This is a genomic window from Pseudomonas sp. HP_01, assembly GCF_055284355.1.
Genome location: NZ_JBTOPV010000007.1, coordinates 1 through 15,080, shown reverse-complemented (window position 1 = coordinate 15,080; position 15,080 = coordinate 1). Strand labels below are relative to the sequence as shown.

16 protein-coding genes and 2 pseudogenes are annotated in these 15,080 nt (G+C 58.4%); 9 read left to right on the top strand and 9 right to left on the bottom strand.

Features of this window, described 5'->3' with window-relative positions; translation table 11 throughout:
• The first annotated feature begins 126 nt into the window (after window positions 1–126).
• From ACYAR8_RS06030 to ACYAR8_RS06015, 4 genes are read left to right on the top strand one after another with little or no spacing between them, the layout of a single operon-like run.
• Entirely contained in the window at window positions 127–726 is a 600-nt protein-coding gene (locus ACYAR8_RS06030; protein WP_074887043.1) for an aminodeoxychorismate/anthranilate synthase component II, read from the top strand.
• A gap of 18 nt (window positions 727–744) precedes the next feature.
• Window positions 745–1,794, top strand: coding sequence for an anthranilate phosphoribosyltransferase (trpD, locus tag ACYAR8_RS06025; protein WP_463579413.1), 1,050 nt, complete (start codon window positions 745–747; stop codon window positions 1,792–1,794).
• Entirely contained in the window at window positions 1,791–2,627 is an 837-nt protein-coding gene (gene trpC, locus ACYAR8_RS06020) for an indole-3-glycerol phosphate synthase TrpC (RefSeq protein ID WP_463579359.1), read from the top strand. The genes trpD and trpC overlap by 4 nt, the downstream gene beginning before the upstream one ends.
• A gap of 49 nt (window positions 2,628–2,676) precedes the next feature.
• Window positions 2,677–3,372: a lipoyl protein ligase domain-containing protein gene (locus ACYAR8_RS06015; RefSeq protein ID WP_108121138.1), complete on the top strand. Its 696-nt coding sequence runs from the start codon at window positions 2,677–2,679 to the stop codon at window positions 3,370–3,372.
• 25 nt (window positions 3,373–3,397) lie between these two features.
• Here the strand turns inward: ACYAR8_RS06015 and crp are convergent, their stop codons facing one another.
• Window positions 3,398–4,042 carry a cAMP-activated global transcriptional regulator CRP gene (gene crp / locus ACYAR8_RS06010; protein ID WP_108121139.1) on the bottom strand — a complete coding sequence of 215 codons (645 nt, stop codon included), beginning with the start codon at window positions 4,040–4,042 and terminating at the stop codon, window positions 3,398–3,400.
• A 206-nt stretch (window positions 4,043–4,248) separates the two neighbouring features.
• Between crp and ACYAR8_RS06005 the strand changes: the two genes are divergently transcribed.
• Together ACYAR8_RS06005 and speD are read left to right on the top strand one after the other, a co-directional pair.
• A complete protein-coding gene (locus ACYAR8_RS06005) occupies window positions 4,249–4,671 on the top strand; it encodes an OsmC family protein (protein WP_037019202.1) in 423 nt (140 codons plus the stop codon).
• A gap of 235 nt (window positions 4,672–4,906) precedes the next feature.
• Window positions 4,907–5,701: an adenosylmethionine decarboxylase gene (gene speD, locus ACYAR8_RS06000; RefSeq protein WP_037019204.1), complete on the top strand. Its 795-nt coding sequence runs from the start codon at window positions 4,907–4,909 to the stop codon at window positions 5,699–5,701.
• A 102-nt stretch (window positions 5,702–5,803) separates the two neighbouring features.
• Here speD and coq7 read toward each other — a convergent pair whose 3' ends face one another.
• From coq7 to hemJ, 5 genes are all read right to left on the bottom strand, one after another.
• Entirely contained in the window at window positions 5,804–6,451 is a 648-nt protein-coding gene (coq7, locus tag ACYAR8_RS05995; RefSeq protein WP_074887049.1) for a 2-polyprenyl-3-methyl-6-methoxy-1,4-benzoquinone monooxygenase, read from the bottom strand.
• A gap of 125 nt (window positions 6,452–6,576) precedes the next feature.
• On the bottom strand, window positions 6,577–6,915 hold the full coding sequence (locus tag ACYAR8_RS05990; RefSeq protein WP_065991361.1) for a histidine triad nucleotide-binding protein: 339 nt from the start codon (window positions 6,913–6,915) through the stop codon (window positions 6,577–6,579).
• A gap of 86 nt (window positions 6,916–7,001) precedes the next feature.
• A complete protein-coding gene (locus ACYAR8_RS05985) occupies window positions 7,002–7,787 on the bottom strand; it encodes an SDR family NAD(P)-dependent oxidoreductase (protein ID WP_074887055.1) in 786 nt (261 codons plus the stop codon).
• A 55-nt stretch (window positions 7,788–7,842) separates the two neighbouring features.
• The gene (locus tag ACYAR8_RS05980) at window positions 7,843–8,763 is read right to left on the bottom strand and encodes a DUF805 domain-containing protein (protein WP_463579358.1); all 921 of its coding nucleotides are present in this window, start codon (window positions 8,761–8,763) and stop codon (window positions 7,843–7,845) included.
• 44 nt (window positions 8,764–8,807) lie between these two features.
• Window positions 8,808–9,233, bottom strand: coding sequence for a protoporphyrinogen oxidase HemJ (gene hemJ / locus ACYAR8_RS05975; RefSeq protein WP_074887061.1), 426 nt, complete (start codon window positions 9,231–9,233; stop codon window positions 8,808–8,810).
• Between the two features lie 133 nt (window positions 9,234–9,366).
• On the opposite strand from hemJ, the gene argC reads away from it, so the two are divergent.
• Complete coding sequence (argC, locus tag ACYAR8_RS05970; protein WP_463579357.1) at window positions 9,367–10,401, top strand: N-acetyl-gamma-glutamyl-phosphate reductase; 1,035 nt, start codon at window positions 9,367–9,369, stop codon at window positions 10,399–10,401.
• Window positions 10,402–10,600: 199 nt separating this feature from the next.
• Window positions 10,601–10,951 (top strand): iron-sulfur cluster insertion protein ErpA, encoded by a 351-nt coding sequence (gene erpA, locus ACYAR8_RS05965; RefSeq protein WP_065991366.1) that lies wholly within the window; start codon window positions 10,601–10,603, stop codon window positions 10,949–10,951.
• Between the two features lie 72 nt (window positions 10,952–11,023).
• Here the strand turns inward: erpA and ACYAR8_RS05960 are convergent, their stop codons facing one another.
• The 3 genes and pseudogenes from ACYAR8_RS05960 to ACYAR8_RS05950 form a co-directional block, all read right to left on the bottom strand.
• A complete protein-coding gene (locus tag ACYAR8_RS05960; protein ID WP_237251496.1) occupies window positions 11,024–12,115 on the bottom strand; it encodes an anhydro-N-acetylmuramic acid kinase in 1,092 nt (363 codons plus the stop codon).
• 3 nt (window positions 12,116–12,118) lie between these two features.
• Window positions 12,119–13,231: pseudogene (locus tag ACYAR8_RS05955) on the bottom strand (peptidoglycan DD-metalloendopeptidase family protein); the annotation flags it as partial.
• A gap of 74 nt (window positions 13,232–13,305) precedes the next feature.
• Window positions 13,306–13,552, bottom strand: a pseudogene (locus tag ACYAR8_RS05950) (peptidase M23); the annotation flags it as partial.
• Window positions 13,553–13,764: 212 nt separating this feature from the next.
• Here ACYAR8_RS05950 and tyrS point away from each other — a divergent pair.
• Entirely contained in the window at window positions 13,765–14,964 is a 1,200-nt protein-coding gene (gene tyrS / locus ACYAR8_RS05945; RefSeq protein ID WP_108121141.1) for a tyrosine--tRNA ligase, read from the top strand.
• Window positions 14,965–15,080: the final 116 nt, after the last annotated feature.

The following is a 15,080-nucleotide window of genomic DNA, read 5'->3' as shown; positions in this document are numbered from 1 at the left end:
TATGCCTTCTGATGCCTCGGTTTTGCAGTGCCTCGCCGGAACCCTTCCTGCGACACCTCTGCGGGCAACTGCGGTCCGAAAACAGAAGGCCACGTTAGAAGTCAGTAATTCAAAAGGTTAAGCACCATGCTGCTGATGATCGATAACTACGACTCCTTCACCTACAACGTCGTGCAGTACCTGGGCGAACTGGGTGCCGACGTCAAAGTGATTCGCAACGACGAAATGACCGTCGCCGAAATCGAAGCCCTGAACCCTGAGCGCATCGTCGTTTCCCCCGGCCCGTGCACGCCGAACGAAGCGGGCGTGTCCATTGACGTGATCAAGCACTTTGCCGGCAAGCTGCCTGTGCTCGGCGTCTGCCTGGGTCATCAGTCGATTGGCCAGGCGTTTGGCGGCGACGTGGTGCGTGCGCGCCAGGTCATGCACGGCAAGACCAGCGAGCTGATCCACGAAGACAAAGGCGTGTTCGAAGGGCTGAAGCATCCGCTGACCGTGACCCGCTATCACTCGCTGGTGGTCAAGCGCGAGACCCTTCCTGAGTGTCTCGAATTGACCGCCTGGACCCAGCGCGAAGACGGCTCCGTTGATGAAATCATGGGCCTGCGTCACAAAACCCTTAACGTCGAGGGCGTACAGTTTCACCCTGAATCGATTCTTTCCGAGCAGGGCCACGAGCTGTTCGCCAACTTCCTCAAGCAGACCGGCGGCACCCGTCAGGGTTAAGGGCACTTCGACATGGCAATGGATATCAAAACGGCGCTGGGCCGGGTTGTGAATCAACTGGACCTGAGCACCGATGAAATGCGCGAGGTCATGCGCGAAATCATGACCGGTCAGTGCACCCAGGCACAGATCGGCGCATTTCTGATGGGCATGCGCATGAAGAGCGAAAGCATCGACGAGATCGTCGGTGCGGTGTCTGTGATGCGCGAGTTGGCGGATCAGGTTCAGCTCAAAAACCTCGACGGCGTAGTCGACATCGTCGGTACCGGTGGCGATGGCGCGAACATTTTCAACGTATCGACCGCGGCCTCCTTCGTGATCGCGGCGGCCGGTTGCACAGTCGCCAAGCACGGTAATCGCGCGGTCTCCGGCAAGAGCGGCAGCGCCGATTTACTGGAGGCCGCAGGCGTTTACCTGAACTTGACTCCGGTGCAAGTGGCGCGTTGCATTGACAGCGTCGGCATCGGCTTCATGTTCGCGCAAACCCATCACGGCGCAATGAAACACGCCGCCGGACCACGCAAGGAACTGGGCCTGCGGACCCTGTTCAATATGCTCGGTCCACTGACCAACCCGGCCGGCGTCAAGCATCAGGTGGTCGGCGTGTTCAGTCAGGCGCTGTGCCGGCCTTTGGCCGAAGTGCTGCTGCGCATGGGCAGCAAACATGTGCTGGTGGTGCACTCCCAGGATGGCTTGGACGAATTCAGCATCGCCGCGCCGACGTTTGTCGCGGAACTCAAGAACGGCGAAGTAAACGAATACTGGGTGCAGCCGGAAGACCTCGGCATGAAAAGCCAGAGCCTGTTCGGTCTGGTGGTCGAGAGCCCGGCGCAGTCGCTGGAATTGATTCGCGACGCGCTGGGGCGGCGTAAATCGGAGCACGGGCAGAAAGCGGCTGAAATGATCGTGCTCAATGCCGGCGCCGCGCTTTACGCGGCTGACCATGCGTCATCATTGAAAGAAGGCGTGGCTTTGGCCCACGACGCATTGCACACGGGTCTGGCCCGCGAAAAGCTGGAAGAACTCGGTGCCTTTACGGCGGTATTCAAGCAGGAGAATGAAGCATGAGCGTACCGACGGTATTGCAAAAGATTCTGGCCCGAAAGGTCGAGGAAGTCGCTGCGCGTCGTGCCAGTGTCAGCCTGGCCGAATTGGAAGCGCTGGCCGCCGCAGCCGATGCGCCGCGTGGGTTCGCCAAAGCGATGATGGCCCAGGCCAAGCGCAAGCAGCCGGCCGTCATCGCAGAGATCAAGAAAGCTTCGCCGAGCAAAGGTGTGATCCGCGAAAACTTCCAGCCCGCAGAGATCGCCAATAGCTACGAAGCGGGCGGAGCCACGTGCCTTTCTGTGCTGACGGACATCGATTTCTTTCAGGGCTCTGATGATTACTTGAAGCAAGCCCGGGCGGCGTGTTCGCTACCGGTGATACGCAAGGACTTCATGATCGACCCGTACCAGATTGTCGAGGCGCGGGCATTGGGCGCCGATTGCATTTTGCTGATCGTTTCGGCACTGGACGATGTGAAAATGGCCGAGCTGGCCTCCGTTGCCAAAGGTGTCGGCCTCGACGTGCTGGTTGAAGTCCACGATGGCGACGAGCTTGAGCGGGCGTTGAAAATCCTCGACACCCCGCTGGTGGGCGTCAACAACCGCAATCTGCACACGTTCGACGTCAGTCTGGAAACCACCCTCGACCTGCTTCCACGTATTCCGCGTGATCGTCTGGTCGTCACCGAAAGCGGCATTTCTCACAGGGCCGACGTTGAGCTGATGGAAATCAGCGACGTTTATTCCTTTCTGGTGGGCGAGGCGTTCATGCGCGCCGAGAAGCCAGGTGTGGAATTGCAGCGGCTGTTCTTCCCGGAGAAAGGCACTGCGGTCAAATCCGGCGGCCTGGACTGATCCAATCTTTCAGGCCTGAAAGCCATCGCCACTCGCGTCAGGAGGCAGCATGACCCTTCAGCTCTTGGAATCCTGCGTTGAAGTCGGCCTCAAGGCCGAGCAGGATCTGCTGGCGTCGGTGTGTGATGGCCACGCCGACAGCGGATTGTTGTTCTGGCGGCCTACGGATCGTGCGTTGGTCATGCCGCGGCGGTTGAGCCGTCTTCCCGGCTTCACTGAAGCCAGCGAAACGCTTGCCGACAGTGGCTGGCCGGTGCTGTTGCGTGAAAGTGGTGGCGAGCCTGTGCCGCAATCGCCTTCGACGGTCAATGTGGCGCTTGTGTATGTGCAGCCGGACACCGATCTGGACCGCGATCGCATCGAAAACGCTTACATGCGCCTGTGTCAGCCGATCCTGGATACGCTGGGTGAGCTGGGGGGCGCTGCCTCTCTGGGCGAAGTTGAAGGTGCATTCTGCGATGGCCGCTTCAACGTCAACCTCAACGCTCGCAAGATGGTCGGTACCGCGCAGCGCTGGCGCCAGAGTCAGGGTGGCAAGCGGCCGGTGGTGCTGGCCCACGCCGCGATGCTGCTGGATGACGAGCGCGTCGAAATGGTTAATGCGGTCAATCGCTTCAATGAAACCTGCGAACTCGATCCACGGTGCGAAGCAGAAAGCCATATCGCCTTGCATGAGCTGTTCGGCGCGCCGGATTTTCTGCACCGCCTAAGCGAACGCTACACACGTCTGCTGGCCGGGATCTGATTCACCTGTACGTAACGGTCCTCCGTTAACGGGTGCCGAAAACCACCATGGTTTTGCCCCGGACATGCACCAGGTTCTGCTCTTCCAGTGCCTTCAGCACGCGCCCGACCATCTCTCGCGAACACCCCACGATACGGCCAATCTCCTGGCGGGTGATCTTGATCTGCATGCCATCCGGATGGGTCATCGCGTCAGGCTGTTTGCATAGATCGAGCAGGCTACGGGCCACGCGGCCAGTAACGTCCAGAAAGGCCAGATCGCCGACCTTGCGCGTGGTATTGCGCAGGCGCTCGGCGATCTGGGCACCGATGGCGTACATCAATTCGGGATCATGCAAACTGAGCTCGCGAAACTTGGCGTAGCTGATCTCGGCCACTTCACATTCGGTTTTGGCGCGCACCCAGGCACTTCGGTGTGCGCTGGCGGCCGTCTGCTCAAATAGCCCCAGTTCGCCGAAGAAATCCCCGGTATTGAGGTAGGCCACGATCATCTCGCGGCCTTCGTTGTCTTCGATCAGGATCGTCACCGAGCCTTTGATGATCAGGTACAGCGAGTCCGATTCTTCGCCTGCGCAGAGGATGTTGGTCTTCGCCGGGCATCGTCGCCGCTGGGCGTGCGGCAGCAGTTTGTCGGCGATTTTCATCTTGTTCGTAGGCGGCACGGCGAGCATGGCTGTATCCCGTAAAAAACTGCGCCCTGAGGCATTCCTAGAGGTATCGGCAGTGTTTCCGGTTTGACGCAGCTCAAGAGCGGCATTTAGCCATTTTTTCAGAAAAATCCTACATTTCCGTCGTTTTCGGACACGCCCGGTCCTCTCAGCGACGGTAGGGCCCTGTGCTAAGCTGGCCGCCATTTTTCAAGCATTGGAGTCCGGTGATGAAGGCACGTATTCAATGGGCGGGTGAGGCGATGTTCCTCGGTGAGTCCGGCAGCGGCCATGTGGTTGTGATGGATGGCCCTCCGGAAAGTGGCGGTCGCAACCTCGGTGTTCGCCCGATGGAGATGGTGCTGATTGGGCTGGGTGGCTGCAGCAACTACGACGTGGTCAGTATCCTCAAGAAAGCCCGTCAGCCGATCGAAAGCTGCGAGGCGTTTCTGGAAGCCGAGCGCGCCAACGAAGATCCCAAGGTGTTCACCAAGATCCACTTGCATTTCGTGGTTAAAGGGCGCGGCCTGAAAGAGACGCAGGTCAAGCGTGCGATCGAGCTGTCCGCTGAGAAATACTGCTCGGCGTCGATCATGCTGGGTAACGCAGGCGTTGAAATCACCCACGACTACGAGATCATCGAACTGGGCTGAACGACGCTCAATTTTCACAAAAGCGGTGCAGGCTATGGCATGCGACTTCTGACGTCTGCATAATGCGCCCCTTTTTCAGGGCGCGACCGCCGGATAACCGGCTCGCCTCCGACCAGACAACCAAAATCGCCAACGCGAAGAGGTGTTAACCGTCCTACGCAGCTGAGCCGGGCTCAGTTGACGGGCATGCTTGATCACGCGGCCAGCGCCGCACCCATATAGAGAGTTTTTAACGGTGAAAAGCAAACTCAAGCTCCACGGGTTCAATAACCTGACCAAGACCTTGAGCTTCAACATCTATGACATCTGCTATGCGGAAACCCCGCAGGACCAGCAGGCCTACGTCGAGTACATCAACAGTGTGTACGATGCCGAACGCCTGACGCGGATTCTCACCGATGTCGTCGACATCATTGGCGCGAACATCCTGAACATCGCTCGTCAGGACTACGATCCACAAGGCGCCAGTGTGACCATTCTGATCTCCGAGCAGCCGGTCACGCCGACCGACAGCCAGATCGAAGAATCGCCGGGTCCGCTGCCGGAAACCATCCTCGCGCACCTGGACAAGAGCCATATCACGGTTCACACCTATCCTGAAATTCACCCTGTTGACGGCATCGCCACCTTCCGTGTGGACATCGACGTGTCGACCTGCGGCGTGATCTCTCCGTTGAAAGCGCTGAATTACCTGATCCACAAGTTCGAGTCCGACATCGTGACCGTTGACTATCGCGTGCGCGGCTTCACCCGTGATGTCGAAGGCAAGAAGCACTTCATCGATCACGAGATCAACTCGATCCAGAATTACCTTTCCGATGACACGCGCGACAGTTACCAGATGACTGACGTGAACGTGTACCAGGAAAACCTGTTCCACACCAAAATGCTGCTCAAGCAGTTCGAGCTGGACAACTACCTGTTCGGCGACGCCACCAGCAATCTCTCCGCTGAACAGCGCGAGCAGGTCACTGGCCGCGTGAAGCACGAGATGCTCGAAATATTCTACGGCCGCAACATGCCGGTCTAAGATTTCAGCGGTATAAAAAAGGCGCCTCTTCAGGCGCCTTTTTTGTTTCCAGCTTTTAGCGGCAGCTCTTTTTTGATAGAGACCGGCCTACCGCGGATCCGATCAGATCCTGTAGGTGGTCTTGGTCATGATTTTGGCCATCAGGCTCATGCCGAATTTCACCGGCGCCGGGAAGCGGAAACCGCCGGCCTCGAGCGCGCTTTCTGCATGATGCTCCTCGTCGGCGCGCATCTGTTCGAGAATCGCCCGGGACTTCTCGTCCTCGACCGGCAATTGCTCCAGATGCTCATTCAAGTGTTTGCACACCTGATCTTCCGTTGCGGCAACGAAGCCCAGGCTGATTCGATCGCTGATCAAGCCAGCCACTGCACCGATGCCAAACGAAGCGCCGTAGAACAGCGGGTTGAGCACGCTGGTGTGACTGCCCAACTGATGAATGCGTTGCTCGCACCACACCAGATGGTCGATTTCTTCCTCGGCGGCGTGCTCCATGGCTTTGCGCACCTGAGGCAGTTTCGCGGTGAGCGCCTGCCCCTGGTACAACGCCTGGGCACAGACTTCGCCGGTGTGATTGATGCGCATGAGACCTGCGACATGCCGAGTGTCGGGCTCATTCATCTTGACGTCGGGTTTAACGATGGCAGGCGAAGGACGATGTGCGTGCGCGCTGACGGGCAGCAGCGTCTTCATCGCAGCGTCGGCTTGAAGCAGAAAACGGTCGATAGGGGAGTAGTGACGTTCGGTAGCCATGGGCGCCTCCGGGTAAATCCACGGCGGCCAGTCTACCTCAAACGGTGTAACCGGGCTTGTCCAGTGTCAGCCCGCCGGGGCGTGGACGCGCACCCGGCAGGTCGACGAGGACCGGAGACGATGACTCAGCCCGGCGGCCAGTTCATCTGCCGCTGACCCAGCACATGCATGTGAATGTGATAAACGGTCTGTCCGCCTTTCTCGTTGGTGTTCATGACTACGCGGAAGCCGTCTTCGCAACCCAGCTCTTTCGCCAGGCGTTGAGCGGTGAACAGGATATGGCCCAGCAGGCCCTTATCGTCTTCAGTCACGTCGTTGAGGGTGGCAATCGGCTTCTTCGGGATAACCAGAAAATGCACAGGCGCCTGGGGGGCGATGTCGTGAAAGGCCAGCACTTGATCATCTTCGTAGATGATCTTCGCCGGGATTTCCCGGTTGATGATCTTGGTGAACAAAGTATCCACAGCCTTCTTGCTCCGTTTCGAGGGGGATGAAGGCAGTGTACTGAGCGCCCCGGGTCACGCCCAGCCGTTTGTTGCGATGGGCCGCGTCAGGCTGACGTACGAGATTTGAGAATCGAGCCCCAGAGCTTTCGCGTCATCCAGCGACTGGCAAAGCGCGGCAGGCGCGTCAGTAGCCTGTTACGCCAACCCGGGATGATCACCGCACGGTTCTTGTCCAGCGCGCGGACCGTGTACAGCGCGACCTCTTCAGCGGTCATGTGGTTGTCGTGCGTAAACTTGCCGGCATCCAGCTGTGCGGTGCGGAAAAACGCTGTGCGCGTCGGCCCGGGGCACAACACCGAAATCTTCACGCCGGTTTTGTGCAGCTCCTCGCGAAGCCCTTCGGAAAAATGCAGTACATACGCTTTGCTCGCGGCGTAGGTGCTCATCCACGGCCCGGGTTGAAAGCCCATGATCGAGGCAACGTTAAGGATCTGACCGCCGCCTTGGACCGCCATCAGATTGCCAACCGTGTGACAGAGGCGCGTTAGCGCGAGCACGTTAAGGTCGAGCAGGTCCTGCTCCTGCGCCCATTCCTGAGCGAGAAACGGGCCGCTGTTGCCGATGCCGGCGCAGTTGACCAGCAAATCGATGCTTCGCGAGCCTTCTTCGAGCTCTAGCAGAAAGCCCGAGAGGCGCAGCGGTTCGCCCAGATCGCAGGCGCGGAACAGCACCTCGACGCCAAACCGTTGGGTGAACTCAAGCGCAATGCTTTCGAGCATCTCCCGGTGCCTGGCCACCAGAATAAGGTTGCGACCCCGGCGGGCGAGGGCTTCGGCCATCGCCAGGCCAATACCGCTGGATGCACCTGTGACCATGGCGTAACGGGTCATGCAATTCTCCAGTGTTTGCAGCTCGTATTGAGACAGCGTCCTTGCTGCCAGATAGTTATTGGTCGTCGTTGCTGTCGGACGAGTCACCAATATCTACGGGATCAACCGGAACGGTCGGTTGTTCCGTGTCACTGGAGTCATCATCGTAAGGCAGCGCTTGCTCATATTCGCTGGTGGTGGCTTCGACCTGTTCCTGAACCGTTTCCAGGCCACCCATCATCCCGGCGACTAACGCCAGTGCGAGCACCGCGAGCCAGAAAATGGCGAGGACCTTGACCCGCGGCGTGTTGCCAGGCGGTGGCGGACCGTACTGATTAGGGCCCGTGCTGCCGGGGACGGCCATCATCACGATCGGAAAGAAGCTGCCCACCACCGGCACCAGATTGAGTAACAGCAACCAGGCTGACCAACCGGCGTCATGTAAACGCTGGGCGCCGATCTGGATGCTGACAACCACGAACGCGACGAGGGCAACGGTGCCGAGCAGTCCGCCCGCGACCAGAGAAACGCTGAGGACGCCGACACACAGGGCGGCGACCAGCATCGCGACCCCCACCAGCGCCAGGCTCCACGCCAGGTAGCGCAGACGGCCGATACGCCCCTGAATGGAAAACACCTTCAATTCGCCCACGGCAGGCCAGTCTTGTGCGACCGGGGTGCGCGGCGGTGCGTAAGGGGATGCCGCAGGTTCGAAAGCCGGACGGGGAGCGTCTTCGACCACTTCTTCAAGGCGCAATGACACTGGCTCCTCGGGCTCGATGCGGCCCTCGACACCTGCATCGTTCAACGCGGCGAGATAACGCTGCGCGTCGTCCCGCGTCAGGCTGCGCTTGATGGTCACGGGATTGCCGGTGAAGAGACGATCAACGCCGGACACGTCGGTCTTGAATAGCTGCGCCAGGTTCAGGCGTGCTGTTTCCAGCTCGACGCCTGGTCGCAGCTGTCCCTCGAAAACGATCTTGAAATGCTCCGCCATGCTGGCTTCCTTGTCTTGAGTTCATACGATGTTAGCAATGCGCGTCAGAACGGTTTGACGACGACCAGAATGACCACGGCCAGCAAGATCAACACGGGTACTTCGTTGAACCAGCGATAGAACACATGGCTGCGACCAGGTTCGCCGCGTGCGAAGCGTTTAACCTGGGCGCCGCACACGTGGTGATAGCCAATCAGCAGGACGACGAGGGTGAGCTTGGCATGCAACCAGCCTTGCTGCAGGAAGCCCGGTGCGAGAACAATCAGCCAGATACCAAACACCAGGGTGGCGATCATTGAGGGCACCATGATGCCGCGGTACAACTTGCGCTCCATGGTGCAGAAGCGCTCGCGGCTTACTGAGTCTTCACTCATGGCGTGATAGACGAACAATCGCGGCAGATAGAACAAGGCGGCGAACCAGCACACCATCGCAACGATATGCAGCGCTTTAATCCAGAGATAGAGCATTTTGGTTTGTTTCCAGGAACACGGTGCCAAATAGTAGTGGCTTACGCGCCCGTACGTCACGTTCGCGGTTGTCCCATCGGCAATCGACCCATATGATCAGCGGCTTTCCACTGGTTTGGTAGAGGGGCAGGTTATGGTCAAGGTCGGTATCGTCGGCGGTACGGGTTACACCGGCGTCGAGTTGCTGCGTCTTCTGGCGCAACACCCAGAGGCTGAAGTGGTTGCGATCACCTCGCGCTCCGAGGCAGGTCTGCCTGTCGCTGATATGTACCCAAACCTGCGCGGTCACTATGACGGCCTGGCGTTCAGCGTGCCGGACTCCAAAGTGCTGGGCGCGTGCGATGTAGTGTTCTTCGCCACGCCTCACGGTGTCGCACATGCGCTGGCGGGCGAGTTACTCGCCGCTGGCACCAAGGTCATCGACCTCTCCGCCGACTTCCGTCTGCAAGACCCGGTCGAATGGGCCAAGTGGTACAACCAGCCCCACGGTGCGCCGGAACTGCTCGACGAGGCGGTTTACGGCTTGCCGGAGGTCAATCGCGAGCACATCAAGGGCGCACGCCTCATCGCGGTGCCGGGTTGCTATCCGACCGCCACTCAGCTGGGTTTCCTGCCACTGCTCGAAGCGGGACTTGCCGATCCGTCGCGCCTGATCGCGGACTGCAAATCGGGCGTCAGCGGTGCAGGTCGCGGCGCCAGTGTGGGCTCGCTGTATTCCGAAACCAGCGAAAGCTTCAAGGCCTATGCCGTTAAAGGGCATCGCCATCTTCCCGAAATCACCCAAGGGCTGCGCCGAGCTGCCGGCGGCGATATCGGGCTGACGTTCGTGCCGCACCTGACGCCGATGATCCGTGGTATTCACGCCACGTTGTACGCAACAGTCGTCGACAGGTCGGTCGATCTGCAGGCGTTGTTCGAAAAGCGCTACGCCAATGAGCCTTTCGTCGACGTTATGCCGGCCGGAAGTCATCCCGAAACCCGGAGCGTACGCGGCGCAAACGTGTGTCGCATGGCGGTGCATCGTCCGCAGGATGGCGATCTGGTGGTGGTGCTGTCGGTCATCGACAACTTGGTCAAAGGGGCTTCGGGGCAGGCCGTGCAGAACATGAACATCATGTTTGGCCTTGATGAACGGCTGGGCCTGTCCCACGCAGGGATGTTGCCGTAGTAGCGGCTTCGAGCTTCGAGCTTCGAGCTTCAAGCTTCAAGCTTCAAGTCTCAACTCGATGGCTGATAGCGGGCTGTTTTTTGCGGCTTGTCGCTTGCGACTTGTACCTGCCGTCACAATAGTTGACCAATTTTCTAGGAGAAGCGGATAATGCGCGTCATTACGCATTATGACGGCTTAGCGCCGGGAGATTTTTAGCATGAGCGTTGAATCCTTTACCCCTGTGGCTTTGGAATTCACCCACGGTGCCGCGCACAAGGTGAAAACTCTGGTCGACGAAGAGGGCAATGACCGCCTGAAGCTCCGCGTCTTCGTGACCGGCGGCGGTTGTTCCGGTTTCCAGTACGGCTTCACCTTTGACGAAGATGTTGCCGATGATGACACCATCGTCGAGCGCGAAGGCGTCAGTCTGGTGGTCGACCCCATGAGCTTCCAGTACCTGGCAGGTGCGGAGGTGGACTATCAGGAAGGTCTGGAAGGCTCTCGCTTCGTGATCAAGAACCCTAACGCCGCGACTACTTGTGGCTGTGGCTCTTCGTTCTCGATCTGATCTGACCGCTCTGACCGTTGCACACAAAAACGCCGCGCATTTGCGCGGCGTTTTGCATGGCGAGCCTGGCGCTTAAGCCGGGTAGATCGCGCCCAGAACACGCAAGCCTTTGGCCCCGGTCACGCTCGGACGGTTGGCAGGTACACTTTCGAGTGCGCAGTGCGCAAGCCAGGCGAATGCCATTGCTTCGACCCAGTCAGGATCAACCCCGAATTCCGCAGTGCTCGTGACCTTTGTTGCTGGCAGCAGCGCTGCCAGTCGATCCATCAACGCCTTGTTGTGAGCACCGCCGCCGCAGACCAGCAGTTCTTTAGTCTGCGCCTGTGCCGATTGCAGCGACTCTGTGATGCTCAATGCGGTAACTTCCAGCAGCGTCGCCTGCACATCCTCGGGTCTCAGCGTGGGCATCTGGAACAGGTGGTGGTGAACCCAGCCGAGGTTAAACACCTCACGGCCGGTGCTCTTGGGACCCTTGGTCTGAAAGAACTGATCACTGAGCATGGACTTCAGCAGCGCATCATTGACTGTCCCGCTCGCGCCCCAAGCGCCATCGCGGTCATAGCTCACTCCGCGCTGTGCTTGAATCCAGGCGTCGAGCAACACATTGCCCGGGCCCGAGTCGAAGCCGGAAACCGGTTTGTCGATCTCTATCAGGCTCAGGTTGCTGAAACCACCGACGTTGAGTACTGCGCGGTAGTCCTTGTTATCGTCGAACAACGCTTCGTGGAATGCCGGAACCAGCGGCGCGCCCTGTCCACCGGCAGCGATATCACGCTTGCGGAAGTCGCTCACCACGGTGATGCCCGTCAGCTCGGCGAGCAGTGCAGGGTTGCCAATCTGAATGGTGAAGCCGCGGGCGGGCTCGTGACGAATCGTCTGGCCGTGGCTGCCGATAGCGCGGATTTCACCGGCTGACACATTCTGCTGGTCCAGCAAAGCCAGTACACCTTGAGCCGCGAGATGAACCCACTTCTGCTCTGCGATGCCAGCACGCGCCAATTCGTCCGGGCCGCTGGCGCAGAGCCCCAGCAGTTCGGCGCGAAGATCGTCGGGCATAGGAATGTAGTAGGTGCCGAGCAAACGTGGTCGGTCATCCTGTTCTACCAGCGCGAAGTCGAGTCCATCCAGACTGCTTCCGGACATTACACCTACATATAAAGTCATGGGTCAGCGCTTACTCGAGGCCAGCATGGTGGCCTTTTCCTGGTCCATGCGAGCCATCAAAGGTTGGCTTTCCTGCATGAACCGCTGTTTTTCGGACTTGGCGATCGGATCAGCCATTGGCAGCTTCTGCCCCAATGGATCGACATGAACGCCATTTACCTGGAACTCGTAGTGAACATGAGGACCCGTAGACAGACCGGTGGTTCCAATATAGCCAATGACCTGGCCCTGCTTGACGCTGGATCCGGACTGAATGCCCTTGGCAAAACCTTGCATGTGGCCGTACAGCGTTCGGTAGGTTTCACCGTGCTGAATGATCACGGTATTGCCGTAACCGCCGCGCCGCCCGGCAAGAATGACTTTGCCATCGCCGGTCGCCTTGATTGGTGTGCCACGAGGTGCAGCGTAGTCGATGCCTTGGTGGGCGCGAATCTTGTTCAGGATCGGGTGTTTGCGACCGGATGAGAACAGCGAACTGATGCGGGCGAATTCGACCGGCGTACGGATGAATGCTTTACGCATGCTATTGCCGTCCGCGGTGTAGTAGTTGGTATTGCCCTGCTTATTCGTGTAACGCACTGCGGTGTAAGTCTTGCCACGGTTTACGAAGCGCGCCGAGAGAATATTGCCTGTACTGACCGTCTTGCCGTTGACGACCTTCTGCTCGTAAATCACATCGAATTCGTCACCCTTGCGGATATCCTGGGTGAAGTCGACGTCATAGCCGAAGATGTTTGCCATCTCCATGGTCATGGTATGGCTGAGGCCTGCACGCTGGGCAGATTGTGACAGCGAGTTGTTGATCGTTCCGTGAACGTAGGCAGTCCGGACATTGGGTTTGGTCACGTCACGGGTAAACGTGTAGCCCTTGTCTGTGCGGGACATGCTGATGCTTTCCGTCTCGCTCAGCTTGCTGTGCAATTGCTTGAGGTCGCCCTCGGGGGAGAGTTCGAATTGCAGCACCTGGCCGTTTTTCAGTTGGCTGAACTGCTTGGCTTTTTTGTCACTGGCAATAACGTCGTGCACTGCAGTTGCAGGCAACCCTACCTTTTCGAACAACGTAGACAACGTATCGCCTTTCGATACCACTATTTCCCGGTGAGTCGGGCCTTTAGCAGTAGCAACGTCTTTCTGTGCAGCCTTCGTATCGCTGGTGTTTTTCGCCGTTGCGGCCGGCTCGGTCGAATCACCTTCGATCTGGGCGAAAGGAGAATCTACGGGCGCCTCTGTGGCTTGAGTCTGTTCGTGAGCGTCTTGTTCTTGCTCGATCTGATCAGCAGGTGTGTCCAGTTCTAGAGCAAGGTTTGTTCGTTTGGCTTCGACGTCGCTGGATGGGAATACGAGGAGAGCCAGGCTAAGCAGTGCGGCGATACCGCTGGCTGCGAGCAGGTGGCTCTTCGGATAAAGCGGTGGCGCTTTAGGCGGAGTGTCGGTCATAGGTAATTTTGACTTTGAAAAAAGATGAAATGGAAAAGATGAATGACATGATGAAGATGAAATAACTGTATAAAATATAACCAAATCTCGCCTGAGGCAAGCTTGCGATCGGCTCGCTAGCCGATTCGTTGCGCACCTATTGCTGGAACTTGTATTTGGGCGCTGATCTTGTATGGTTGTTTCCCTTTGAAATAAGGCACTACGGGGCGGTTATGAAGTCGGTTGAAGAGCAGCTAGCGCTGATCAAGCGCGGTGCAGATGAACTCCTGGTTGAGGCCGAGCTGATCACAAAGCTCAAGCGTGGGCAGCCGCTTCGCATCAAGGCCGGTTTTGATCCAACCGCGCCCGACCTGCACCTCGGACATACGGTGCTTATTAATAAGCTGCGTCAATTCCAGGATCTCGGGCATCAGGTGATTTTCCTGATCGGCGACTTCACCGGCATGATTGGCGATCCGAGTGGCAAGAGCGCCACCCGTCCCCCGCTTACCCGCGAGCAAGTGCTGGACTACGCCGAGACCTATAAGGCTCAGGTCTTCAAGATTCTGGATCCGGCCAAAACCGAGGTCGCATTCAATTCCACGTGGATGGATCAACTGAGTCCTGCAGACTTCATACGGCTCTCTTCCCAGTACACCGTGGCACGGATGCTGGAGCGTGATGACTTCGACAAGCGTTACAAGTCGAATCAGTCGATTGCCATCCACGAATTCCTTTATCCGCTGGTGCAGGGCTACGACTCGGTTGCTTTGCGTGCCGACGTCGAGCTGGGCGGCACCGATCAGAAATTCAATTTGCTGATGGGGCGTGAGCTGCAGCGCGCCTACGGTCAGGAAGCGCAGTGCGTTCTGACGATGCCGTTGCTGGAAGGGCTGGATGGCGTCAAGAAGATGTCCAAGTCGCTGGGTAACTATGTAGGTATCCAGGAAGCGCCCGGCATTATGTACAGCAAGCTCGTCTCCATTCCCGATGCATTGATGTGGCGTTACTTTGAGCTGCTGAGCTTCCGCTCCATGGAAGAGATTGCCGCCTTTAAAGCGGATTGCGAAACGGGTGCCAATCCACGTGACATCAAGATCAAGCTGGCTGAAGAGATTGTCGCGCGCTTCCATGGTGAGGAGGCTGCGGCTTCCGCCCACCGTTCTGCTGGCAACCGTATGAAGGATGGGGAGCTTCCGGAAGATCTCCCGGAGATTGACCTGGCTGCACCCGAAGATATGCCGATTGCTGCCGTCCTTAATAAGGCGGGGCTGGTAAAGAACTCTGCGGTAGCTCGCGACCTGCTTGCATCCGGCGGCGTGCGTATAGATGGTGAAGTTGTAGATCGCGGGTTCGTGTTCAAGCTCGGCGCGACCCACGTGTGCCAGGCGGGCAAGAAGGCATTCGGGCGGATTACACTTCGTTTGGAATAAAGTTCAAATAAGTGCTTGACGCCCCTCTGGATCTGTCTATAATTCGCCCCACTTCCGGCGCAGACGAAACGGAAAACTCCTTGATAATCAAAGAGTTGGACGAAGTAAGCAGCGAG